Annotated in this window: 14 protein-coding genes; 7 read left to right on the forward strand and 7 right to left on the reverse strand. The window is 66.5% G+C overall.

The window, feature by feature from the left end:
* Nucleotides 1-120 precede the first annotated feature (120 nt).
* From ABEA50_RS22070 to ABEA50_RS22095, 6 genes are all read left to right on the forward strand, one after another.
* Nucleotides 121-1,743, forward strand: coding sequence for an AMP-dependent synthetase/ligase (locus tag ABEA50_RS22070; protein ID WP_425577692.1), 1,623 nt, complete (start codon nucleotides 121-123; stop codon nucleotides 1,741-1,743).
* A 106-nt stretch (nucleotides 1,744-1,849) separates the two neighbouring features.
* The gene (locus ABEA50_RS22075; protein WP_345497555.1) at nucleotides 1,850-3,115 is read left to right on the forward strand and encodes an NAD(P)/FAD-dependent oxidoreductase; all 1,266 of its coding nucleotides are present in this window, start codon (nucleotides 1,850-1,852) and stop codon (nucleotides 3,113-3,115) included.
* Complete coding sequence (locus ABEA50_RS22080) at nucleotides 3,112-3,714, forward strand: SGNH/GDSL hydrolase family protein (protein ID WP_345497556.1); 603 nt, start codon at nucleotides 3,112-3,114, stop codon at nucleotides 3,712-3,714. Before ABEA50_RS22075 ends, ABEA50_RS22080 begins: the two co-directional genes overlap by 4 nt.
* A 31-nt stretch (nucleotides 3,715-3,745) precedes the next feature.
* A complete protein-coding gene (locus ABEA50_RS22085; RefSeq protein ID WP_345497557.1) occupies nucleotides 3,746-11,137 on the forward strand; it encodes an SDR family NAD(P)-dependent oxidoreductase in 7,392 nt (2,463 codons plus the stop codon).
* Nucleotides 11,138-11,760: 623 nt separating this feature from the next.
* On the forward strand, nucleotides 11,761-13,368 hold the full coding sequence (locus ABEA50_RS22090; RefSeq protein WP_345497558.1) for a hotdog family protein: 1,608 nt from the start codon (nucleotides 11,761-11,763) through the stop codon (nucleotides 13,366-13,368).
* Between the two features lie 695 nt (nucleotides 13,369-14,063).
* Complete coding sequence (locus ABEA50_RS22095) at nucleotides 14,064-15,632, forward strand: PfaD family polyunsaturated fatty acid/polyketide biosynthesis protein (RefSeq protein WP_345497559.1); 1,569 nt, start codon at nucleotides 14,064-14,066, stop codon at nucleotides 15,630-15,632.
* Between the two features lie 545 nt (nucleotides 15,633-16,177).
* Here ABEA50_RS22095 and ABEA50_RS22100 read toward each other — a convergent pair.
* The 3 genes from ABEA50_RS22100 to ABEA50_RS22110 form a co-directional block, all read right to left on the reverse strand.
* A complete protein-coding gene (locus ABEA50_RS22100; protein WP_345497560.1) occupies nucleotides 16,178-17,653 on the reverse strand; it encodes an HNH endonuclease signature motif containing protein in 1,476 nt (491 codons plus the stop codon).
* A 264-nt stretch (nucleotides 17,654-17,917) separates the two neighbouring features.
* Nucleotides 17,918-18,721, reverse strand: coding sequence for an SAM-dependent methyltransferase (locus tag ABEA50_RS22105; protein ID WP_345497561.1), 804 nt, complete (start codon nucleotides 18,719-18,721; stop codon nucleotides 17,918-17,920).
* An 83-nt stretch (nucleotides 18,722-18,804) separates the two neighbouring features.
* A complete protein-coding gene (locus ABEA50_RS22110; protein WP_345497562.1) occupies nucleotides 18,805-19,608 on the reverse strand; it encodes an SAM-dependent methyltransferase in 804 nt (267 codons plus the stop codon).
* Nucleotides 19,609-19,892: 284 nt separating this feature from the next.
* Between ABEA50_RS22110 and ABEA50_RS22115 the strand changes: the two genes are divergently transcribed.
* Nucleotides 19,893-20,444 carry a hypothetical protein gene (locus tag ABEA50_RS22115; protein WP_345497563.1) on the forward strand — a complete coding sequence of 184 codons (552 nt, stop codon included), beginning with the start codon at nucleotides 19,893-19,895 and terminating at the stop codon, nucleotides 20,442-20,444.
* 4 nt (nucleotides 20,445-20,448) lie between these two features.
* Here the strand turns inward: ABEA50_RS22115 and ABEA50_RS22120 are convergent, their stop codons facing one another.
* Genes ABEA50_RS22120 through ABEA50_RS22135 form a run of 4 tightly spaced genes read right to left on the reverse strand, consistent with a single transcriptional unit; the run spans nucleotide 20,449 to nucleotide 24,461 of the window.
* On the reverse strand, nucleotides 20,449-21,261 hold the full coding sequence (locus ABEA50_RS22120; protein ID WP_345497564.1) for a carbohydrate ABC transporter permease: 813 nt from the start codon (nucleotides 21,259-21,261) through the stop codon (nucleotides 20,449-20,451).
* The gene (locus ABEA50_RS22125; protein WP_345497565.1) at nucleotides 21,251-22,213 is read right to left on the reverse strand and encodes a carbohydrate ABC transporter permease; all 963 of its coding nucleotides are present in this window, start codon (nucleotides 22,211-22,213) and stop codon (nucleotides 21,251-21,253) included. Before ABEA50_RS22125 ends, ABEA50_RS22120 begins: the two co-directional genes overlap by 11 nt.
* Before the next feature lie 5 nt (nucleotides 22,214-22,218).
* Entirely contained in the window at nucleotides 22,219-23,091 is an 873-nt protein-coding gene (locus ABEA50_RS22130; protein ID WP_345497566.1) for a metallophosphoesterase, read from the reverse strand.
* Nucleotides 23,088-24,461, reverse strand: a complete 1,374-nt coding sequence (locus ABEA50_RS22135; protein ID WP_345497567.1) for an ABC transporter substrate-binding protein — start codon at nucleotides 24,459-24,461, stop codon at nucleotides 23,088-23,090. Before ABEA50_RS22135 ends, ABEA50_RS22130 begins: the two co-directional genes overlap by 4 nt.
* Nucleotides 24,462-24,766: the final 305 nt, after the last annotated feature.

Genomic DNA, 24,766 nt, shown 5'->3' on the forward strand with positions numbered 1-24,766 from the left:
CGACCGGTCGATAAATTCTGCGGCGCAGCAGAATTGGTCACTGTGAACACAGTGACTTTCACCGATAAATCGTTCGCCGAAAACGGTGTGGATTTAGCGGATACCGCGAGTTTGTACTCGATGATTTCCGCCGCCGCGGCCGAGAGTCCACAGCGGGATTCGCTGTGCGGGCCCGACGGCGTGCCACTCACCTGCGCCGAGGTGGACCTGCGCGCGCGAGCGCTGGCCTCGGCGCTGGCCGCCCGCGGTGTCCGTGCGGGCGACCGGGTCGCGATCCTCGGCCCCACCCGACTGGAGTGGGCGCTGCTGGACTGCGCGGTGCTCGCGCTCGGTGCCGTGGTGGTTCCGGTGTACCCGACCTCGTCGCACGCTCAGATCACCCACATCCTTTCCGACAGTGGCAGTGCGTTTTTCGTCGCCGAGACCGAGGTCGACGCCGAACGGTTGCGTGCGGCCGGTGCGGGCGAGGTGTGGACGTTCGAGCGCATCGAGGAATGGTCCCGCGGTGCGATCGCCGACGATCTCGCCGCGACGATCGCCGCTGTGCGCGCCGACGACCTGGCGATGCTGGTGTACACCAGTGGCACGACGGGCGTATCGAAGGGCTGCTTGATCACGCACCGCAACATGTTCGTCGCGGCGGCCAACACCGTCGTGCGGACCGGCAAGATGTTCGACGGCACCACGGTGCACGCGCTGCCGCTGTCGCACGTGTTCGGCCAGACCATCCTGTTCGCGTGCCTCTACGGTCACAGCCGCACCCATTTGTTGCCGAGCATCCCGGACCTGGTGCCCGCGTTGCCGAAGCTGCGGCCGACGTTCCTTGCCCTGATTCCCTACGCGCTGGAGAAGATTCGCAAACACTGCCGCACGCTGCTCACCGACGAGCAGGAGGACGCGGCGGTGCGCGCGGGACTCGCGGCACTGCGCGAGCCAGGCGCGTCCGGCGCGCTGACTTCGGTGGACAACCCGGTGGCACGGGCGCTGGGTGGGCAGTTGCGGTTCGTGATCTCCGGCGGCGCGTCGCTCGACGATTCGACCGTCGGGTTCTACGCGGGTTTCGGCGTGGAACTGCTGAACTGCTACGGACTCACCGAATCGGCGACGGCGGTGACCGTGAGCGCGGCGGGCACCAATCGCCTCGGCACGGTGGGTCGCCCGATCCCCGGTACGGCCGTGGCGATCGCCGCCGAAGACGGCGAGGTGCTGGTCGGTGGTGGGCATGTGTCGCCGGGGTACTGGGGTGGCGCCGCGGACCAGACGGCCGTGGACGCCGAAGGGTGGTTGCACACGGGCGATCTCGGCACCCTCGACGCCGACGGATACCTGCGGATCGTCGGACGCAAGAAGGAGATCCTGGTGACCTCCGGCGGAAAGAACGTCGCACCGACGCCGTTGGAGGACCGCGTGCGGCTGCACCCGTTGGTGAGCAATTGCATGGTGCTCGGTGACGGCCGCTCGTATGTGACCGCGCTGATCACCCTCGACGCGGCGCGGTTGGCCGAGTGGCGTACCCGGCATCCCGACGCGGACCCGCACGACGCCGTCGAATCAGCGGTCGCCGAGGCGAATTCACTGGTGTCGCGCGCGGAATCGATTCGGGCATTCCGGATCGTCGAGGGTGATTTCACGGTGGAAGCCGGATTATTGACCTCGTCACGAAAACTTCGCCGAAATGTCATTGCGGAGGCGTATGCGGCGGATATCGACCAGTTGTATCCCGTCAGCGCACCCGCACGATAGTCACGGCCGATCGGCCGATGAATCAGAGCTCGTCGCGGTGGTTGTGCGCGCGAATCGGCCACAGACTCGAAATTGGAATTCGACTAGCGGAAAGTGATGCGAACTCATGTATGACGTCATTGTCGTCGGAACACGGGTGGCGGGTTCCCCGCTGGCCATGCTGCTCGCCAGGAAGGGTTACCGGGTGCTGGCCGTCGATCGGGCCACGTTCCCCAGCGACACTCCCTCGACCCATTACATCCACCAGGCCGGTCTCGGCTTCCTGAAGCACTGGGGACTGCTGGACAAAGTGATCGCCAGCGGCACCCCGCCGATACGGAAGCTGAACTTCTCCTACACCGACATCGTCATCAAGGGCTTCGCCAACCCGCCCGCCGCGGGCACCATGCCCGAGGGCATCGACGCGGTGTACTGCCCGCGCCGCACCGTGCTGGACAAGATCCTGGTCGACGAAGCCGGTGCCGCGGGTGCGGAGGTCATCGAGGGTTTCGCGGTACGCGAGTTGATCTTCGAGGACGACCGCGTTGTCGGCATCCGAGGGGCGGCGGGTGCGGGGCCCGAACGTGAATTCCGGGCGAAACTGGTGGTCGGCGCGGACGGCGCGAACTCGACGGTCGCCAAGGCCGTCGGCGCCGAGATCTACGAGGGCTCACCGGGCGCGTGCTTCATCTACTACTCCTACTACTCGGGGCTGGACTGGGGCATGCAGCACCGCACCGGTTTCGGTGAGCAGCAGTTCGCTTCGTGGCCGACCAACGACGAATTGGCGATGGTGGCGGTGATGCGCAAGCGTGACCGGTTCCGCGAGTTCCGTGCCGACCCGGACGCGTCGTTGCAGGAGATCGTTTCCCAGATCGACCCGGAATTCGGTGTGAACCTGAAGGATTCGGGCGAACGCGCCGAGCCGTTCCGCCCGATGCTCTACCCGGACAACTATCGTCGCCAGTCCTACGGCCCCGGGTGGGCGTTGGTCGGCGACGCGGGCTACCACAAGGATCCCTTCACCGGCTGGGGCATCACCGACGCGTTCAAATACAGCCAGCTGCTGGCCGACCGCGTCGACGAGGGGCTCTCGGGTGCCAAGCCGATGGACGAAGCCCTCGCTGAATACCAGCGCGACCGCGACATTCAGAGCGCGAGCACCCTCGAGCTAACCCTGAGCATCTCGGAGTTGTCGCTGACGCCGTACTACGACTCGGTCTTCCGCGCCACCAGCCTCGACGCCGACTACACGAAGAACTTCTTCGGCCTGATCGCGGGCACCTACCCGCCCGAAAAGTACTTCGGCGAACAGGAACTCGCGGCACTGTATGAGAAGTTGGATTTCCCGGTCGAGGCGCGCCACACCACCAAAGACGGGGTGCGCGCATGAGCGGCGGATTGACGGCACTCGGCGACAGCTTCGTCGAGGGCCGAGGCGACGACAAGATCGGCGGCGGTTATCGCGGCTGGGTGCCTCGTCTCGGCGGTCAGCTCGGTTTGCGTCCGGCCGCGGTGCGCAATTTCGGCGTGCACGGGGCAACCACCACGGCCGTGCTGGAAAGCCAACTGTCCGAGGCGGTCTCGACGCGCGGCGCGCTCTACGGCGTGGTCGTCGGGGTGAACGATCTGGTCAGCGACTTCGACGCCGACCGATTCCAGCGCAATATCCGCACCATATTCGCCACATTACGTGCCGGTGGCGCAACGGTTTTCACCGCGAGCTACCCGGATATCCCGGCGCGCCTGCCGGTACCGGACCGCTTCCGCGCGCTGCTGCGCGAGCGGTTCGTCTTCGCCAACAGCGTGCTCGCCGAGGTCACCGCGGACACCGGCGCGCTGCTGCTCGACATCGCCGTCGAGGACCGCTGGGCCCGCCAGGAACTGTGGACTGCCGACGGCCTGCATCCCAGCTCGCTCGGGCATCGGCAATTCGCCGCCGGCGCAGCCGAACTCATCGCCTCGACTACCGCGACCACTGTCGCGGCCTGAACGCTTTTCATCCGGTTCGAGAGGAAAATTCGTGACAGACGACAGACGCCTGGCGCGCGACCCGATCGCTATCGTCGGGATGTCCGGGCTGCTGCCCCACGCGCACAACCATCGCGAGTACTGGCAGAACATCGTCGACGGTGTCGACTGCACCACCGAGGTTCCCGAATCCCGCTGGAGCCTGGACGATTACTACGACGCCGACGCGAGTGCGCAGGACAAGACCTACTCCCGGCGCGGTGCCTTCCTGCCCGACATCGAGTTCGATCCCCTGGAATTCGGCCTGCCGCCGAATCAGTTGGAGGTCACCAGCACGATGCAGACCCTCGGGCTCGGTGTCGCCCGCGATCTGCTGATCGACGCGGGCGCGGTGGATTCCGAGTGGTACGACCCCGGCAAGACCGGGGTGGTGCTCGGCACGACCGGCCCCGTGCCGCTCATGCACCCGCTCGCCGCGCGGCTGTCGACTCCGGTGCTGAAGCAAGCAGCGCGTTCGGTGGGGCTGTCCGACGCGGACGCCGACGCGATCGCGGAGAAGTTCATCGCCGCCTACCCACCGTGGGAGGCGAATTCCTTCCCCGGTCTTTTGGCGAACATCACCGCGGGCCGGGTGGCCAACCGCCTCGGCCTCGGTGGCATCAACTGCACCGTCGACGCCGCGTGCGCTGCCTCGCTGGCCGCGCTGCGCACCGCGATCGCCGAATTGCAGGACGGCCGTGCGGACATGATGATCACCGGCGGTGTCGACACCGAGAACACGATCTTCATCTACCTGTGCTTCAGCAAGGTCGGCGCGCTCTCGTCGACCGGTCAGATCAGCCCGTTCGGTGCCGACGCGAACGGCACCCTGCTCGGTGAGGGCATCACCATGCTCGCGCTGCGTCGCCTCGCCGACGCGCGCCGCGACGGCAACCGGATCTACGCCGTCATCCGCGGGCTCGGTTCCTCCAGTGACGGCAGGGCCAAGAGCATCTACGCACCGCGTGCGGGCGGCCAGCGTGTCGCGCTCGACCGTGCCTACGCCGACGCCGAGATCTCACCCGCCGATGTCGCGCTCATCGAGGCGCACGCCACCGGCACCCCCGTCGGCGACAAGACCGAACTCACCGCGCTGAAATCCCTGCTTGCCGAAGCGACTTCGGAAACGGCGTTCGCCGCACTCGGCAGCGTGAAATCGCAGATCGGACACACCAAGGGCGCCGCGGGCACCGCGAGCCTCATGAAGCTGGCCTTCGCGCTGCACCAGAAGGTGCTACCAGGCACGATCAATGTGACCGCACCCAATGCGGAGATCGCCGCGACCGCCGCGCCGTACTACGTGAACACCCGCACCCGGCCGTGGATCAGCGACCCGCAGCGTCCCGTGCGCACTGCCGCCGCGTCGGCATTCGGATTCGGCGGCACCAACTTTCACGTCGTACTCGAGGAGGCCGACGCCAGCCGCGACGGATACACCGTGCTGGCGAGGACGGCGCGCGCACACCTGTGGCACGCACCCGATGTGGCCGGTCTGATCGATGCCGTGCGCAGTGTCGAGGCGAGCGACGGCGGCGATATTCCGGAGGCGCACGCGCGCATCGGGTTCGTCTCCGTCGACGACGAGAATGCCGAGCACCTGCGGACTTTGGCTGTCGACGAGCTGATCGGCCATCCCGACGCCACCGCGTGGGACCACCCGGAGGGCGTGTACTTCCGTGCCAGTGCGTTGCCGGATCGCAAGGTCGGTGCGCTGTTCGCCGGGCAGGGCAGCCAGTACGTCGATATGGGTGCCGAAGTGGCACTGCACAATCCGACCGTCGGCGCGGCCTTCGACGCCGCTAACTTCGCCTTCGCCGGTGCGCCGAAACGGCTGTCGTCGGTGGTGTTTCCGCCGCCCGCGTTCGCGGATGACGAGGCAGCGGCGCAGGAAATCGATTTACGCCGTACCGAATTCGCGCAGCCCGCGATCGGCGCGCTCGCGGCGGGCCAGTTCGGCGCGCTGCGCGAGTGGGGTTTGCGGGTCGAAGGATATCTCGGCCACAGCTACGGCGAGCTCACCGCGCTGTGGGCATCCGGGGCGCTGAGCACCGAGGACTTCTTCGCGCTTTCCCGGGCACGTGGTGTGGCGATGACGCCCGAACCCGGCGTCGAGGTGGGCACGATGGTCGCGCTCAATGCCACCCGTGAGGTGGTGGGTGCGCTGATCGACGGAATCGACGACGTCTGGATCTGCAACCACAACGCACCCGACCAGGTGGTGGTGGGTGGCGGTGCCGAGGCGGTCGCCGCAGTGGTGGCGCGGTGCGCCGAACGTGAAGTCGCGAATCGGGCGCTGCCGGTGTCCGGCGCGTTCCACACGCCCTATGTGGGGCACGCGGTGTCGGCGTTCGCCGAGGCGACCGCCGCGGTGACCATCGGCGCACCTGATGCTCCGGTGTATGCCAATACCGCCGACGCGAGCTACGGCGGCGATGTGGTCGCGAATCGGGCGATCCTCACCGAACAGCTCGGCAAGCCGGTCGAATTCGTGTCCTCGGTGACCGCCATGCGCGAGGCCGGTGTCACGGTGTTCGTGGAATTCGGTCCCAAGCAGGTGCTCACCTCGCTGGTTCGGCGCACGCTCGGTGACGACGTGATCGCCATTCCGACCGACTCCGGGCCGATCGGCAACAGTGATCTCACGCTGGTTCGTGCCGCGGTGCGCCTGGCGGTGCTCGGGTTCTCCTTGAGTGGGATCAATCATCATGGTGCACAGCCGTTCCCGCTCCCGGCCAAGAAGCGGGCGATGACGGTGACCATGTCGGCGCCGGAGTACGTGCCCGAGACTCGCCGTGCGGCGTACGCGGCTGTGTTGGCCAACGGGTATCGCGTGGGCGCCGTGGAGGCTCGCGGCAACGGCAACGGCAACGGCAACGGCAACGGCAACGGCAATAGCAACGGCAATAGCAACGGCTCGGCATCGGCGGCGCCCGCTGGCACCCTTGTCGCACCCGCACCCGCACCCGCACCCGCACCCGCACCCGCACCCGCACCCGCACCCGCGTCCGCACCCGCACCCGCACCCGCACCCGCACCCGCACCCGCACCCGCGTCCGCGCCCGCGCCCGCACCCGCGTCCGCGCCCGCACCCGCATCTGGATCGGCACCCGCGCCTGGATCGGCGCATGCACCCGCCTCTGCACCTGCCTCAGCGTCTGCCTCCGTGCCCGCGTCTGCACCGGCCTCCGTCGTCGCTCCCGCCGCGACTGCCGTCGCACACCGGCCCGCATCGGTAGCGGATTCGGCGCGCTCCCCGCAAAGGCCGGGTGCACCACAGACTTTCACCGAATCATCGGAGACCACCGTGTACCCACCCACACAGCCCTACGACCAGGGTTCGGGCGCCATGGACAGCGCGCTCACCCAACATCTGCAATCGCACCGGCAATTCCTGGACGGACAGCTGGACATGGCCCGAGGGCTCGCGGGCGTACTGAGCGGCGGCCCGCTGGACGAGGCCACCGTGCGCGCCATCGAGGCCGTCAAAGAGCACGCCGTCGCGATCAGCGAAAGCCATTCGCGGGCAAGCGATGTACTCGGCCAGCTCGCTCAGCTCGAGAGCGGCGTTGCCCTCGCGCCCACCGTGACACCGTCGCATCGGGTGCCACGCACCGCGATCGAGTCGGCCCCGGTACGCCCACCGCTGCACGCCGCGCCGAACGCTCCGCAGCCGCAGCCGCAGCCGCAGCCGCAGCCGCAGCCGCAGCCGCAGCCGCAGCCGCAGCCGCAGCCGCAGCCCGCTTCGGTCTCGGCGGCCGCACCCGCGACGGCACCTGCGCCCACATCCGCCGCCCAAACGAACGGTCACGCGCGCACCGAAGCAGCCCCCGCGCCGGCAGCGACCCCGGTCGCCGCCGCAGCCCCCACCAGCGGCCCCACGGTCGACGATCTGCGCCTGGCCCTGCGCGAGGTGGTAGCCGCGCAGACGGGATACCCGGTCGAGATGGTCGACTCCACCATGGATCTGGAAGCAGACCTGGGTGTGGATTCGATCAAGCGGGTGCAGGTGATCGGCGCGTTGCAGGAGCGTTTTCCCGAGCTGCCGAATCTTGGCCCTGAGCAGCTGGGTTCGCTGCGAACGCTCGATCAGGTCGCCGAAGAGCTCGGTGCGCCAACGCTGAACGGTCCTGCGGCGGAGTCGAGTCCAGAGTCTCCGGCGTCCGCCGCATCCGCGAATTCCGTCCCCTCGGTGGATGATCTGCGTCTTGCCTTGCGTGAGGTGGTCGCGGCGCAGACGGGCTATCCGGTGGAGATGGTGGATTCCACGATGGATCTGGAGGCGGATCTTGGTGTGGATTCGATCAAGCGGGTGCAGGTGATCGGTGCGTTGCAGGAGCGTTTTCCTGAGCTGCCGAACCTGGGCCCTGAGCAGTTGGGTTCGCTGCGAACTCTGGATCAGGTCGCTGATGAGCTCGGCGCGGCGAACAGTGCGGCGGCAGTGGGGGAGTCGCCAACACTGGCGGCTGATCTCAGCGGTCCCTCCGTAGCTGATTTGCGCGTCGCTCTCCGCGAAGTGGTTGCGGCGCAGACGGGTTACCCGGTGGAGATGGTGGATTCCACGATGGATCTGGAGGCGGATCTTGGTGTGGATTCGATCAAGCGGGTGCAGGTGATCGGTGCGTTGCAGGAACGTTTTCCTGAGCTGCCGAATCTCGGTCCTGAGCAGTTGGGCATGCTGCGAACTCTGGATCAGGTCGCCGATCAGCTCGGCGCAGCGAGTAGTGTTGCAGCACTGGATATTTCGTCGGGACAGGACGCGGGTGTCACGGCGGCCGGTGTCGATTCCGCGAGCGCGGGACGGTCGGTCGACGAACTGCGCCAGGCATTGCGCGAGGTGGTTGCCGCGCAGACGGGCTATCCGGTGGAGATGGTGGATTCCACGATGGATCTGGAGGCGGATCTTGGTGTGGATTCGATCAAGCGGGTGCAGGTGATCGGTGCGTTGCAGGAACGCTTCCCTGACCTACCGAACCTCGGGCCCGAACAGCTCGGCACGCTGCGCACGCTCGATCAGGTCGCCGAGGAGTTGGGTGTGGCCGGCGGTGATGTCTACCCAAAAGCTGAGGCCGCGGCCGGTACGCCGCGGCACCTCGTAGAACTGGTCACCCTGCCCGCCGTCGACCAGGCTGTCGCGCCGTACGGCGACAGCGCCACGGTCGTATTGCTCGACCTCGGGTCGGGCGAAACCGAGTGCACCGCACTGGAATCGGCGTTCACGCGCCGTGGCTGGTCGGTACGTCGACACACGATCGAGGATCTCGATACCGTCGAACACCTCGATGTGTGCGTGGGCGTACTCGGAAATGTGACTGAAAGCGTTGGGGTCGAAGGGGATTCAGCAGCACGTCGGCTCACCGACGCGATCGTCGCGGCGGGTCGACTTACGCCGAAGTTGCTCGCCGCGCCGTACACGGCAGCGTTCGTCACGGTGACCAGGCTCGATGGTCACCTGGGTTTGCTCGGAACCGCGTCCACGGAGGACGCTCTGCTCGGCGGTGTCGGCGGAGTGGTCAAAACCCTTACCGCGGAGGTGCCGTCGCTGCTGTGCCGGTCGCTGGATATCGACCCGACGATCGAGGACGCGCGATTCGCGACGCTGGTGATCACCGAACTGTTCGACGTTGCCCGCGACACCCTCGAGGTCGGCATCGACGTCGAGGGCCGTCGTAGGACACTCGTGCCGAGTACACACGGTCCCGCTCGCACCGTCACCGAGATCCTTCCCGGTGATGCTCAGCCGCCGAGCCTGCTCACGGACTCGGATGTGCTGGTGGTGACCGGAGGAGCGCGCGGTGTCACGGCGACCTGCGTGCTAGCGCTGGCAGAACGCAGTGCGGCTCGGTTCGTGCTGCTCGGTCGCTCCGAACCGACCGACGAACCCGATTGGGCCACCGGGGTTCCCGACGATCAGCTCAAGCCGGTAGCGGTGCGCGCGCTCGCGGGCACCGGCGCAAAGCCGCGCGATATCGAGCGTGCCCGCGCCGATGTGCTCGCGAGTCGCGAGATTCGCGCCACGCTCGCCGCGCTCGGCACACGTGCGGATTACCTAGCCGTCGATGTCACCGACGAGGCCGCGGTGCGTACCGCACTCGCACCGTGGCACGACAGGGTCACCGGTGTGGTGCACGGTGCCGGAGTGCTGGCCGACTCGATGATCGGCGAGAAGACCAGCGAATCCATCGCTCGTGTGCTCGCACCCAAGATCACCGGTCTTCGGGCGGTACTCGGCGCACTCCCCGCACTGCGGCACCTGGTGCTGTTCACCTCGGTAGCCGGCCTGTTCGGCAACGCGGGACAAGCCGACTACGCCGCGGCGAACGAGGCGTTGACTCGATTCGCGGCCAGCTGGCGCCACGCACATCCCGACTGCCACGTGACGGCGATCGACTGGGGTGCGTGGGACGGCGGCATGGTGACACCTGCGCTGCGCGAACTCTTTACCGCACGCGGAATCGGTTTGCTCGCACCGGAGGTGGGTGCCGCGGCCTTCACCGAACAGTTCACCGAGGAACGCGCCGACGACACGGTTGTGCTCGTCGGACCCGCGCACTCGCTGTCGGGTCCCGCCGTGCCGGACGTACGGTCGGTGCGGGCAACGCGCTCGCTCACCGGACTCACCGACGATCCGATCATCCAGGCACACCGCATCGGCGAACATCTCGTGCTGCCAGCCACTTTCGGGCTCGGTGCGATGGTGCACGTCGTCGAGCGGCGGCTGCCGGGGTACACGGTGCTCGGCGTGCGTGATTTCCAGGTGCTCAAAGGGCTGGTCTTCGACCGCGAGGTGGGGCAGCTGGAAATCGAGTTGGCGCCGGGTGCTGCTGTCGATGGGTACACCTCGATCCTGGTCACTGTGCACGGCGACAACGGGATTCACTTCCGTGCCACGCTCCTTGCCGCCACCGGAGACCCGGAATACTCTGCACGGCAGACGATTCCGACGCTCTCCGGGAGCACGACCGATATCTACCGCGCGGGCATCCAGTTCCACGCGCCCGCGCTCCAAGGGCTGACCCTGCGCGGCGCCTCCGACGAGGCACTGGTGTTCGACTGTGCGCTGCCGTCCACGGTGGTCGCCGATGGCGCATACACGGGCAGGCTGCACGATCCGGTGCTGGCCGATCTGCTCCTGCAAGGTCCTCCGGTGCTCGGCCACCGACTGCTCGGCTCCGCGTGCCTGCCACTGGGGGTCGCGCAGGTCGAATATTTCCGACCACTGCCCACCGGTGAGTCGTTCGTGCTTACCGTGGACAACGCGCGCGTCGGCCGGTACGACGCGCGCATCGACGCCACCGCGAGCACGGTGAACGGTGATTTGTTGCAACGGTTCTCGGGCGTCGTCGTGGTGACGACCCCTGATCTGACGGAGAAGTTCCAAACCTCGGTGAGGAGGTGGATGGCATGACAGTTCTCGATTTCGACGAACCGGATTTCGACGGAGCGGCCTTCGATCCGACGGGGAGGGCTGGCTCGGTGGCCCCTGCCGCGGGCGCGACGCAGTTGGGCGGCGCTCTGGCGACCGGCGGACAATCGACCCCCGAGGCCGCTGACTCGACAACGACACGAGGCAAACCCGGCGTGCAGTGGGGTAGTTCGCAGCCAGCGACACCGGCGCGCCGGCCCGCCGCGGTAACCGCCCCGGAGGCGACCACCCGAATGCCCAACCCACTCAGTGAGCTTCGTGCGGGCGTCGTCGCCGCACATCAGGCGGCGATGCGAGCGCAACTGGCCCTGCAACGGGCAGCATGGGACAGCGCATTCGATGCTGACACGACAGCGTCGGCGGGTGCCCTAGTGAAGGCTGTGCCACGGTCGGTTGGGCAGGGAACTTCGCCGCAGCCGCGCCCTGCCTCCGGGGTAGAGTCTGCGTCGCGGTCGAGTGCGGAGAGTGCGCCGGGGGTAACGTTCACGCCGCCAGCGTTGTTCACACCGCAGTCGCGTAGCGCGTTCGGTGCGGAACCCGCACCGCACTCGTTCCGGCATAACGCATCTGCGGCCGCGTTCGCGCCGGAAGCATCGTTCAAAGCCTTGGCGCGTACGGCTCGTACCCGATTGGATCGCGCGGCACTCGAACTCCTCGCGCACGGTGACATCGTCGGTGCGTTCGGCGCGCAGCACGCGCGCCGTGACGTCGAATCGGTGGCGCGGGTGGCCGCGCGATCGCCGCTGGTGCTGACCGAAGTGGCTGTCATCGAGCTGTACGGTGGAGCCGGAAAGGGCAGTGTCACCGCGTATTTCGAGGGCTCGACGAGCGCGGCGGTGGCCCAGGCCGCCGAGGTGTTCGCACTCTTCACCGGCATGCATTTGTGCCTGTCGAACAGCACCTTGCATGCCGAGACGATCGGCGACGCCGGGGTCGGTACCGGCTTCCTCGAGCTTGTCGTCGACGAACTCGACTTGGTGCCGAGGCCGCACCTCACCGCGACGGCGACCGTCGCCGGTGTCGCGATCGGTGTCCGCCTCACCGTAGATGAGGCCGCTGGCGCACAGGTCGGCCCAGGTCAAGCTGCACCGGGCACTCTGCTCAACGAGTTCCACATGGCACATCTCGCCCGCGGTGACCAAGCCATCGCCATGGGGCCCGAATTCGCCGAATACACCGGCGTGCGTGCGACCCGTCTACCAACGGGCGGCCTGCTGCTGGTGGATCGTGTCCTCGAATTCGACGGCGCGCGTGGAAAAATGGACTCGGCCACCTACGTCACCGAGTACGACTCACCGGCCGACTCCTGGTACTACGCCGACACCGCCAACGGCTCCATGCCGCACTTCGTCTATATGGAGACCTCCTTGCAGGCGGCGCTGCTGATGGGCTATTACGCGGGGCCGACGCTTTCCCAGCCGGGTACCACCCTGAGTCTGCGCAATCTAGGTGGAACGGCCACGGTCTCGCGTCGAGTCGACTTGCGGGACAAGACGATCAGCCAGACTTCGCGGTTGTTGTCGACCACGTTGTTGCCCGGCTCGTCGTTGCAGACCTTCGACTACACGCTCAGCGTCGACGGCGAACCTTTCTACACCGGCGAAACCATGTTCGGCTACTTCGACGACCGCGCGTTGGCCAATCAGACCGGCCTCGACGCGGGCAAGGACGCCCCGAGTTGGCTGGAACGCCACCGGGACGCCACCGTGCGGACCATCGACGTGGCCGCGCGCCGCGACGACCCGAACGCGCCCCTGTGCTCCCGTCGCGATTTGGCGCTGATCGACCGCATCGAAGTGGTCGACGGCGGCGGTGACTACGCGGCGGGCTACCTGCACTCGCTGCGCGAAATCGATGCCACCGACTGGTATTTCGCCCGGCACTTCTACCTCGACCCGGTGATTCCCGGATCGCTCGGGGTGGAGTCGGTGATCCACGCCGTCCAGGAATGGATGCTCGACGCCGGGTTCGCCGACACGCTTACCGACCCGGTTTTCGGCATCCCCGCCGACCTACCGTTCAGCTGGCGCTACCGAGGCCAATTCCTCCCCACCGATTCGACGGTGCGATTGGAAGCACACATCAAGGAGGTGCGCCGCGACGAGCACGGTGTGACCGTCCTGGTCGACGGCTCGCTGTGGAAGCCGGGCCTGCGAATCTACGAACTCACCGATCTAGCCGTAGAGCTGCGCGAACGAGAGGTCTCGCAATGAGCCTGGGCGCTGGGCGCTGCGACTCTGGCCCCGTACTTGTGCGCGCCACCTGTTGGTGGGCGGCACCGAGAGTCAGCGCGGACTATGAGCGCTGATGAATTGAACCGCCGCCCGCGAACGCATTCGTGCGCATCGGCACTGTCGGCGGCCGAGTCGGGCCGCAGCGGCGTTGTATCGCGCGGTCCTGGTGGCGGGTATCGCTGCCCGGGAATGCTTTCGCGCGCAGCGGCGCCGTTGATTACTGAGCCCCGCGGCAAGGGTGTGGTTTCGCGTCGTGCTGGTGGCGGGGGTCGGTGTTCGCGGGTGCTTTCGTGCACGTCGGCGGCGGCATCTTGGCTGGTTGAGTCGGGCCGCAGTGGCGTTGTCCCCCGCTCGGGTGGTGGGTGTCGCTGCTCGCGTGTGCTTTTGCGTGTGTCGGTGTTGTTGATTGGTGAGTCCGGCGGTGAGTGCGTTGTTTCGCGTGGTGCTGGTGGTGGGTGTCGCTGCCCACGAAAGCTTTCGTGCGCATCGGCGCCGGTGATGACCGAATCCGACCGCGCGAGCTCTTTATCGCGCCGAGGCGTCGGCTGGAACCGGCTGTCCAAGGGGGATTTCGGGGCTCTCAGGGGTGGGTGCTCGCAGTGCACCGGCCAGCCGCCCGGCTCTAGTGAGCAGGGCATGAATCTGTTGTTCATCGCAGAACTTAGGGACAGGTTATGACAACGACCGAAGTCGAGACGATCGCACGGACCGCGGACGAGATCGCTGCTGTGCTGCTGGATGTGCACCGGCCCGCCTGGTTCGTGAGCTACGAAGGCAGGGTGGGGGTGACCTCGTCCGAGCGGCTTGCCGCAGCTGGTGAGGTGCTCACCGCCGTAGGGTCTTTGTCGCCGGAATCACTTGGAGACAAGCGATTTCGTGTCGCGCACGGCGTGCGCGCGGCCTACTGCGCTGGCGCGATGGCCAATGGGATCGCTTCGGTGCCGATGGTGACGGCGATGGCCGACGCCGGATACCTCGCCTCCTACGGCGCGGCGGGGGTGGCGCCGCGCGCGGTGGAGAGCGCCCTCGCCGAGCTCAGCCGGACCTTGGGCACAAAGCCGTTCGCGTGCAACCTGATTCACAGCCCGTCCGAACCCGCGTTGGAGCGCGCCATCGTCGACTCGTGTTTACGGCACGAGGTCCGTTGCGTGGAGGCTTCGGCCTTCATGAATCTCACCGCAGAAGTGGTGCGCTACAGGGTGGCCGGGCTCGTCGCGGATCAGCAGGGGCGGGTCGAGGTAGGTAACCGGCTGGTGGCAAAGGTGTCTCGCGTCGAGGTGGCGGAGCTGTTCTTGCGGCCAGCGCCCGCGGTATTGCTGCGCGAACTGGTCACCTACGGCGCGGTGACCGCCGAACAAGCCCGCCTTGCCGAGCAGGTGCCGATGGCCGATGACATCACCGCCGAAGCCGACTCGGGCGGCCACACCGACCGCCGCCCCCTGCTGGTGCTCTTACCGGAACTGCTCGCGGCCCGTGACCGCATTGCCGCCGAGTTCCCCGCGGCCGCGACGGTCCGCATCGGTGCCGCGGGCGGAATCGGCACCCCGCAGGCGGCCGCCGCCGCGTTCGCGCTCGGCGCGGCCTACGTGGTGACAGGCTCGGTGAACCAGTCGACCCGCGAGGCCGCCCAGTGCGAAGCGACCAAAAAGCTGTTGGCGACAGCGGGTTTCGCCGACTGCGTGATGGCGCCGTCCTCGGACATGTTCGAACTCGGCGTCCAGGTACAGGTGCTGCGGCGAGGCACCATGTTCGCCGGTCGCGCCCAACGCCTCTACGACACCTACCGCGCCTACGACGGGATGGACTCGCTTCCGGAGACATTGCGCGCCGACCTGGAACGCACCCTGTTCCGCCGCCCCCTCGAACAGGTATGGCACGACTGCGTCGACTTCTTCACCGAACGCGATCCCGCCCAACTCGTCGGTGCCGAAGCAGACCCGAAACGCAAGATGGCCTTGGTCTTCCGCTGGTACCTGGGCTTGTCCTCCGGCTGGAGCATCCGCGGCGAAGCCGACCGTGCCGCTGACTATCAGGTCTGGTGCGGCCCCGCCATGGGCGCCTTCAACACCTGGACTGCGGGCACCTATCTCGCTGACCCGACCAACCGCCACGTCGCCGACATCGCCGACCAACTGATGCTCGGCGCCGCCTACCTCACTCGAGTAGCCCAACTCCGCACCGCGGGCGCACGTCTTCCCGCAGCAGTCGGCCACTTTATCCCACAACCGCCTGCGCAGGGCTGACTACGCGAACGCCGTTGCTCGACCGGGGCCACCACGATGCGGCCCCGGTGCGACGCAGACTCAGCGGGGCGTGGCGAGACCGGGCAATACGGGTGCTTCGAACTCGACGGTGGCACCGACGTCGCCTTGTTCGAGCGGCGGCTGATGGTCGATTCTCCGAGGGGGCGGACGATTCCGGTGATGCCACAGGTGGATTCGGCGCGGGGTGGTGCTCCGCGTGGATGACGTGGCCGCCGCGGTACGCGAGGGCGATTTCCGTGTGCGCGCACGGCCTGGGCGCCGACCGACCAGGCCGACTCGGGAATGCGGGTCGCGCATCTGCGAGCGCCCGAGGGAACCGTCGTCGAATTCGCCAGCTGGTAGTAAAACCCGAGTCGGTGGGTCTGGCCGGTCCCCGATTGTGCGACGTCGCGAACGTGATGGACAGCACGCAGACTCGACGGCGCATCACATCCCGCACGGTGGGATGAGCGCCATGCGTCGGCAGCGCAGCCCGGCCGCTCGGAGCTTTCGGGTAGCGCATCTGTGGGCGCCTGCCGCCGGTCTCATGCGGCGGGCGGTGGGTGGTGTTGGTGTAGCCATTGTTGGTGTTGTTGTCGTTGGTGTTCGCGGCGGTGATGGATCCGGGTGAGGGCGGCGGCGAGTAACTCCGAAGCGCGGTGGCGGTGGTTGATTTTCGGGGTTCGCGTGGGATCGATATGGGCAGGTGCGATCCACCCGGTTCGTCCCGGATATGCGGAATCATTGTCCATGACAACGGTTTTCCAACCGCCCGGGCCGTCGTGAATCAACGCGTGGCAAGCATCGCAGGCCAATGTTTCGTTGGTGATGTCTGTGGGTCCGCCCTTGGCGGCGTCGCGAACATGGTGGACAGCGCACAGACTCGCCGGTGCGTCACACCCCGGACGCGAGCAGCCCCGCACGGTGGCGATGAGCGCCATGCGTTGTTCGCGGGTCGCGAGGCGTTTCGTGGTCCCGAAATGTAAAGGGACGCCAGCATGGTCGAATACCACCAGGAACGGTTTCGAGTGTTGCGCCAGTTCCAGTGCTTCCCGCATCGGGACCGCGCCGCCGGTCGCGGTGGTCGCGACACCGGCGGATTTCTCGACCTCCGCCACGCTCATCGTCAGTATCGTCGACACTGGTACGCCCCGGTGGGTGCCCCACCCCGCTGTGTTGTCGGGGTGCAGGATCGCCAGGAAAGCGTCGTGGGTGCGTTGCGCGGCGCTGCGCCGATCACGACCGGCCGCGGACGCGAGCACGTCACGGTCGACCGACTCGATGCCACGGGGGCTGTCGGGGTCTTCGGGATTGCACATGCCGGGACGCGCGTATTTCGCGACGAGTGGATCCAGCAATGCCCGCAGCGTCGGGGTGATTTCGCCGCTGATCGGTGACATACCGTCCGCGCGTTGGGCTCCGATAATGATGCCGCGCATGCGTTGCCGGTCGATATCGTCGGTGAGTGTGCCTTCGGGGTCGAGGTGCGCCAGGATCCGATCCCCGACTTTCGGTATGTCGTCGGGTGACCCGTCACGCGCGAAGTCGGCGAGTATCTCTTCTGCTGCCTGCATATCTGTGTGCGGAGTCGATGCGGGGACACGTTTCATCACCTTCGCGATATGACGCGCATGGTCGGTGGAGATCTCGCCCTGTCGCAAAGCTTCTGCGGTGTGCGGCAACTCGGGTTCGCGGACGCTGCCGTCCATGGCATGCCAGGCCCCGAGGCTCATGGCAGCGTTGACCCGTGCGCCAGCTTCCACGTGCGAGAGCCGCAGTGTCTGCATCAAGAACTTCTTCAGCGCGCGAACTCCCGCTCGTGCGGGCATCCCACGATCGGAGACCTCGACCAGGGTCGCAATGCTTGCTGAGGCGAGCATCCTGGTCGCGGTTTCGATTTCACGCAATTGATCGAGAACTTGTTCATCCGACAGTGGAGTGCAATCACGATCAGATAACTGGCTGACAGCATCGAGCAACCCAAGACCTGCCTGGCGCGGCGAGTTGCTTTGTTCCCCCATGCCCACATATTACCGACAGCTATCACCATTCGCCAGCGCAATTATGCTGTTGAGCAGCGCATTTCAGAATCCTATTCCATTTCACCACGCCCGGTCCTGAACTAGTCCGTCTGCACCAGAGATCACTCCCACAGCGAGGAGGAGACGCGGCGTCATCACGAACGCTTCCTCGAATTCTTCGCGCGCTTCCTCGCCGACGACACCGACGAGTCCCATCCGTCGACGGTTGGGTTCGGATCAGGCGCGGCAGCGCGGACCGGCCGCTCAGGGCTTGCGGGCGACGATCGCGTAGCCGGGGACCCTGGTGTCATACGACTTCGGCGTCTCGATGCCGTTGTTGCGCCATTGGTGGAGCTGGACGATGCCGGGCTCGACGAGTTCCAGGTCGTCGAAGAAGCGTGTTACCTGTTCCTTGTCGCGCGCTTCGAGGGGAATGCCGCTCGCTTCGTAGGAGGCCATGGTCTTGGCGATGGTTTCGGGGTCGAAGTCCGCGGTGAGGTGCGACATCACCAGGTGTGAGCCGGGGGCGAGGGGCTCGAGCAGGGTGCGCACGATGTCGTAGACGCGCTCGCCGGTAATGAAGTGCGCGAGGGCGATGATGCTCAGCGATACCGGCTTCGACAGATCCAGCGTCTCCCGCAGCTCCTGCGACTCGAGGATAGTTCGCGGTGCGGTGATGTCGGCGTGGATGTACTGCGTCTTGCCCTCGGGGGTGCCGCTGAGCAGCGCTCTGGCGTGCGCGAGCACGATCGGATCGTTGTCGGCATACACCACACGGGATTCCGGGGCGATCTCCTGAACTATCTGGTGCAGATTGGGTTCGGTGGGGATACCGGTGCCGATGTCGAGGAACTGGCGAATGCCGTTCTCGGCGAGGTAGCGCACCGCCCGATTCATGAACTCGCGGTTGGAGCGGGCGCCGAGACGCGCGTCGGGGATGGCGATCTCGATTTGTTCGGCGGCGAGCCGGTCGGCCTCGTAGAAGTCTTTGCCGCCGAGCAGGTAATCGTAGATCCGGGCAGAATGTGGTGTGTCCTGGTGCAGGTCCATATCGTTCACATCTGTCACATCGTCGCCCCTTCCTCACGAGCATCGATCGGGTGAGTACTTGCCGCGGGGGTCGCCGCCGGTCGAACCGCGGCCGCTCGCGCTCAGGGCTTACGTGCGACGAGGCCCCAGCCGGGTATGCGGGTGTCGTAGGACTTGGGGGTTTCGATGCCGTCGTTGCGCCACTTGTGGAACTGGATGAGGCCGGGCTCGACGAGCTCGAGATTCTCGAGGAAGCGTGCGACCTGTTCCTCGCTGCGCGCCTCGATGGGGATTTCGTTCGCCTGGTAGCTTGCGACGGTCTTGGCGACGGTTTCCGCGTCGAAGTCCGCGGTGAGGTGCGTCATCACCAGGTACGAACCGGGAGCCAACGCCGCCAGTAGGGTGCGGACGATGTCGTAGATCTGGGCACCGGGAACGAAGTGCGCGATCGCGATGAGGCTCAGCGCGACGGGCTGCGAAAGATCCAGCGTCTCCCGCAGTTCCGAGGACTCCACAATGGTGTTGGGTGCGGTGAGGTCGGCGTGAACGTACTGCGTTCTCCCCTCGGGGGTGCCGCTGAGCAGTGCCCTTGCGTGCGCGAGCACGATCGGGTCGTTGTCGACGTACACCACACGAGATTCTGGTGCCACGGTCTGAACCACCTGGTGCAGGTTGGGTTCGGTGGGGATGCCGGTGCCGATGTCGAGGAACTGGCGGACCCCGTTCTCGGCCAGGTACCGCACGGCGCGGTTCATGAACTTGCGGTTCTCCCGCGCGACCAAGCGGACGTCGGGAATGGCGGTCTCGATCTGATCGGCCGCGAGCCGGTCGACCTCGTAGAAGTCTTTCCCGCCCATGAGGTAGTCGTAGATTCGGGCCGAATGTGGTTTGTCCTGGCGTAGATCCACGCCGTTCACCTCGGCCACGTTGCCACTCCTTCATCACGAAATATCCATCGGGAAATAATTGCTGTATCTAGAGGTTACGTGCTCGCCGTTACCGTCGCTGCGGCTTGCGCCACATCGCCGATGTCCCGCGTCGGGACGACCGGTGTGCGGCACGGCCGAGCAGGGGTCGAGTACCCCCGCGTACCAGGTACTGAAACCTCTTCTCACGCAGGGAAACCAGACTTCGGTGCAGCTCTCGACGGCCAGGTCGGCGGCGTATATGGTTGCGCCGCAATCACATAGCGCGAGACAGAATGGTTGACATGACCAGCTTTCCCCTGTTGGAGCCGTCCGACTGGGCATACCGAGATCGAATGTCGCACTGGCGCACCGGGCCCGAGGATTCGACCGCACCCATTGTGGTCATGGCCGAGGACGCCGGCGACGAGTACCGAATGTCCGGATTCGACCCGAAATCGGTGGATATCCGACAACTATGGGCCACCATGTCGGCGAATCTGAGCAGGCTGCGTTACCGCTGGGAGATCAGCGAAATCCTTACCCTGCCGGTCGCGACCTGTTCCGGCAACGACCTCGCCTCGGAAAAGGTACTCGACCCCGCTGCGATGACCCAGGCGCAGGAACTGCTCGGCACCGACCGAATCCTCGTGTCGGTGCCGAGACGAACCTGCATCTACGCGGTGCCGTACGCGCTGACCGAGGCGCAGTCGATGCTGTTCTCCAAGGTGGTGCGCACGACCTACCAGGACGATTCGCACGGCAACGGCGCGATCACCCCCGGCGTTTTCGTGGTCGAGGACGGCAGGATCACCGACTTCATCAGCGATCCGCAGGTGTCGGTCGCCGCGGGCTGAGCCGTTACTTCAACCCCGACCGCACGAACGCGTTCACGATGTGGCGCTGGAGCAGCAGATACATCACCAGCACAGGCAGGCATGCCAGGCTCGCCAGCGCCATCATCGGCCCCCACTGATCGCCCTCGGTACCCATGAAGCTGCGCAGCCCCAGTTGCAAGACGCTATTGGACTGCCGCAGCACCACCGCGGGCCAGAAGTACTCGTTCCATGCGTTGATGAACAACAGGATCCCGAGCGCGGCCAGCGCGGGCCGCAGATTCGGCACGATCACCGTCCACAGAATCGACCAGGACGAGCGCCCGTCGATCTTCGCCGCCGCGACCAGCTCCTTCGGGAAACTCGCCATGTGTTGGCGCAACAGCAGCACCGCCAGCGCCGAACACAGCGTCGGAACCACAACGCCCACCAGCGAATTGATCAATCCGAGGTTGGTGAGCAGCACGTAGTTCGGCAGCATCGTCACCTGGAACGGCACCAACCAGGTGCCGACGAACGCGAGATACAGCAGATTGCGCAGCGGAAAGGTGTACATCACGAAGGCATAGGAGGCCAGCAAGGCCACCAACAACTGTCCGACCGCCGAGAACACCGCCACGAAGAAGGTATTGCCGATCAGTCCGAGCACGTCGACCTTCGCCGCCGCGTCGGTGTAGTTGGCGATCGAGATCGGCCACGGCAGCGGCGAGAGCGAGGTGACATCCTCGGGTCGGCGCAGCGAGGTGGCCAGCAGCCAGTAGATCGGGAACACACACACCAGCGCCGTCCCGGCGAGCAGCGTGTGGCTGCCCACCCGGCGGAGTCGATCAATCATCATGGAAGGCAACCTTTTCCGAGATCCACACCAGAATCCCGGCGACCACGCCGAATCCGGCGAACAACAACACCCCCGCCGCCGCGCTGAGCCCGGCGTCGAAGCTGTGGAAGGCGAAATCCCACAGCAGGTAATAGATATTGGTGGTCGACTGTGCGGGACCACCCTGGGTCATCGAGTCGATCAACGGGAATGTCAGTGTCGGACTGAGCAATACGGTGGTCAGCACGAGAAACAGCACCGTCGGCGACAGCAGCGGGAAAGTGATCCAGCGCCGGATCTGGCCCGCGCTGGCGCCGTCGACCCTGGCCGCCTCATCGTAGTCACCGCTGATCCCCGCCATCGCGGCCCACACCACCAGCACGGCGAAGCCGAGCAACTGCCAGCCGGTGATCACGATGATCACCAGGTGCGCGGTGCTCGCGTCGTAGACCCAGTTGCGATCCGAGCCGAGAATCCGGTCGACGAAGCCGCTGCCGGGGTGCAAGAGCCACCGCCACACCGCCGCGGCGGCCACCGGCGCCACCAGGAACGGCACGAACACCAATGCCTGGTAGATCGTTCGAGCGCGCGGCCCCACGCGTTTGGTCGCCGCCGCCAGCAGCAACGGAAGGACCACGGTGAACGGCAGCAGGCCGAGGATCAGCACGCCGGTGCGGCCGATCGAATCCCAGAACGCGGGAAGCTCGGCCAGTCGTTCGTAGTTGCCGGTGCCGACGGGCTTCATCGGCGAGGTCGGCAGCAGATTCCACGAATAGGTCGACAGCTGCATCGCCTGTACCAGCGGTCGGTAGATCCACACCACCAGCAGGATCAGCGCGGGAGCCAGATACAGGTACGGCACCACCCACCGCCCCACCCGGCGAAACCGGGCGCGGCGGTGGACGACAACAGCCTCCGGCGCCGAGGCGGCGTCCTCGGCAGGTGTCGTGCCGGGTGAGTCGATGACGAACATGCCGATTACCCTGCCCGCGCGGACAATTCGACCAACTGCGCGAGCACCTCGGCTTCGGCCCTGTCGTAGACGCTGGCGGCGGGCGTCGCCTCGATCGCGGTCGCTACCAGCGCGGAGCCGGGTACGGCTCCCTCGAGTACATCGATGCGGCTGTACCCGAAGCCGACCAGCCCACGGTGGCGGCCAGCGGGGGCGAACGTGTCGATCCGATACGACATCGCGGGCCCGATCCACACCGGGATCCCGGCGATCGCGGCCGCGCCGGTGAGATGGTTGTGTCCGCAGATGATCAGCCCCACATCGGTGCCCGCGATCACCTCGGCAAGCCGTTCGGGCTGCTGCAACCGCAGGTATTCGGTGGTCGCGACGGGGGACTGGACCGGGGGGTGGTGCAACACGAGCAGCGTGCCGTGTTCGGCGGGCTCGCGCAGTTGCTCGGCCAGCCAATCCAGCTGCTGCTGCTCGAGCCGTCCGTCGTGATGGCCTGGCGTCGTACTGTCGAGCGCGACGATCCGCAACCCGGAAACCTCGACCGTCCGATCGTGCGGTGCGTGTGGATCGACTGCGCCGGCGTCGATTCCGAGCAGTTCGACGGCGAAAGGTGTGCGCTCGTCGTGATTGCCCATCACGTAGACGAGTTCGGCGCCGAGTTCGGCGGCCACCGGTTCCACCGCGTCGCGCAGTCGGCGGTAGGCCTGCGGCGACCCGCTGTCGGTGAGGTCACCCGACAGCACGAACGCGTCGATCTTGCGGCCAGCGGAGCGGATTTGGTCGAGTACCCGGCTGAGGTTGTCGTAGGTGTCCACCGCGCCGTGCACCCGCTCGCCCTCGGGGCGGATGTGGGTGTCGGTCAGCTGGAGGATCGTGACGGCGCTCATGACGCGGGCAGGAGGTCGGCGGCCTGCTGGGCCGCGGCGGTCAGGGTGGGCTGCGGGTCCTTGCCCTGGAAGACGACGGCCTCGACGGCGTCCATCATGCCGTCGCGGATCTGCAGGTAGTTGGTACCCGGCATCGAGACCCACGGCTCCATCGTCGCCAACTGCGCGACATTCGGGCCGAGCAGCGGATTACGCGCCGACCAATCCTGCAGGCCGTTCGGATCGTCCATCAGTCCGGTGCGCAGTGGTAGATAGCCGATGCCCTTGGCGATCTTGGTGTAGGCCGTTTCGCTGGTGAGGAATTTGATCAACTCCCACGAGGCACGCTGCTTTGCCGGGTCCTTCGACAGGATGTGCAGCGACGCACCGGAATTCGTCGGCACCGTCGGGGCAGCGCCGAAGCTCGGCATGGGTGCCGAACGCAGGTCCCACTTGTCCTTCGCGCCGGAGACGAAGGTGCCCTGCACCGAGCTGGTCTCCAGGATCATCCCGATCTCGCCGCGTCCGAAGGCCTCGTAGCCCTGCTGCTGATTCAGTTTGGGCATCGCGCCGGAATCGACCAATCGCTTGCCGAACTCCGCCACCTGAACGGCGGGCTGTTCGGCGTAGGTGAGCTGGGTGCGGTCCTCGGAGATCACCCTGCCGCCGTTGGAGCGCACCAGCGACTGGAAGCACCAGTCCTTGGCGGTCTTGGTGAGGCAGTCGATGTAGATGCCGCCCTTGCCGGTCTTGTCGGTGATCGCGTCGGCGGCGGCGGTCGCCTCCTGCCAGGTTGTCGGCGGCTTCGCCGGATCGAGACCGGCCTGCTCGAACAGTGAGGCGTTGAAATACAGCACCGGCGTGGAGAAGACGAACGGAATGCCGTAGGTGTGCCCGTCCCAATCCGCCAGCGTGCGTGCCCTCGGTGCGTAGGAGTGCCGCACGCCGTCGAAGTTCTGCTGCAATTCCTGCGTGCCGACCAGCTCATCGATCGGCTCGGCGCCGAGTTCGTGAATGGTGTAATCCAGGTCGCTGAAACCCAATTGCGCCACATCAGGCGGGGTGCCCGCGACCATCTGGTTCTGGATACTCGAGATGGTGTCGGTCGCCGGATTCGGGCTGTTGCCCTGCGGCTTCTGCGCGGTCACCGTGATGTTCGGGTGTGCCGTGCGGAATTCGTCGAGTAACGAGTTGAAGGTGTTTGTCCACGCACCCGCGAGTCCGTAGTTGTAGGACTCGAACACGATCGAGACCTGCTGGTCGGCCGCGAGCGGCGCGACCGGTTCGGTGCGATCGTTCGCTTCGGTGGTGGTGGCGCCCAGTCCGCCGCACGCGCTGAGCGCGAGAGCGGTCGCCATCACCATGCCCAGAAAGGGCGCGGTGCGTTTCACGGTGTTCTCCTCATCGAGTGGTGTGGTGTGGTGGCGTGCGCAGAAGCAGAATTGAAGTCAGGTGGTGGTGGCGCCGAGTTCGGTGCGCGTGGTGGGGGTGAGGGCGGTCGTGGTCACCTTGCCCGGGGAGGGTGCGGTGCAATTCACGGTGTTCTTCTCGTCGGGTGGTGTGGGGCAGCAGAATTGAAGTCAGGTGGTGGTGGCGCCGAGTTCGGTGCGCGTGGTGGGGGTGAGGGCGGTCGTGGTCACCTTGCCCGGGGAGGGTGCGGTGCAATTCACGGTGTTCTTCTCGTCGGGTGGTGTGG

The organism is Nocardia callitridis (assembly GCF_039543305.1).
Classification (GTDB): Bacteria; Actinomycetota; Actinomycetes; order Mycobacteriales; family Mycobacteriaceae; genus Nocardia; species Nocardia callitridis.

Bases quoted from the DNA above. Each gene is read 5' to 3' on its own strand.
- ABEA50_RS22130 (WP_345497566.1), bottom strand. From the start codon at position 23,091: ATGAGCGCCGTCACGATCCTCCAGCTGACCGACACCCACATCCGCCCC.
- ABEA50_RS22120 (WP_345497564.1), bottom strand. From the start codon at position 21,261: ATGATGATTGATCGACTCCGCCGGGTGGGCAGCCACACGCTGCTCGCC.
- ABEA50_RS22115 (WP_345497563.1), top strand. From the start codon at position 19,893: ATGACCAGCTTTCCCCTGTTGGAGCCGTCCGACTGGGCATACCGAGAT.
- ABEA50_RS22070 (WP_425577692.1), top strand. From the start codon at position 121: ATGATTTCCGCCGCCGCGGCCGAGAGTCCACAGCGGGATTCGCTGTGC.
- ABEA50_RS22075 (WP_345497555.1), top strand. From the start codon at position 1,850: ATGTATGACGTCATTGTCGTCGGAACACGGGTGGCGGGTTCCCCGCTG.
- ABEA50_RS22125 (WP_345497565.1), bottom strand. From the start codon at position 22,213: ATGTTCGTCATCGACTCACCCGGCACGACACCTGCCGAGGACGCCGCC.
- ABEA50_RS22100 (WP_345497560.1), bottom strand. From the start codon at position 17,653: ATGGGGGAACAAAGCAACTCGCCGCGCCAGGCAGGTCTTGGGTTGCTC.
- ABEA50_RS22080 (WP_345497556.1), top strand. From the start codon at position 3,112: ATGAGCGGCGGATTGACGGCACTCGGCGACAGCTTCGTCGAGGGCCGA.
- ABEA50_RS22095 (WP_345497559.1), top strand. From the start codon at position 14,064: ATGACAACGACCGAAGTCGAGACGATCGCACGGACCGCGGACGAGATC.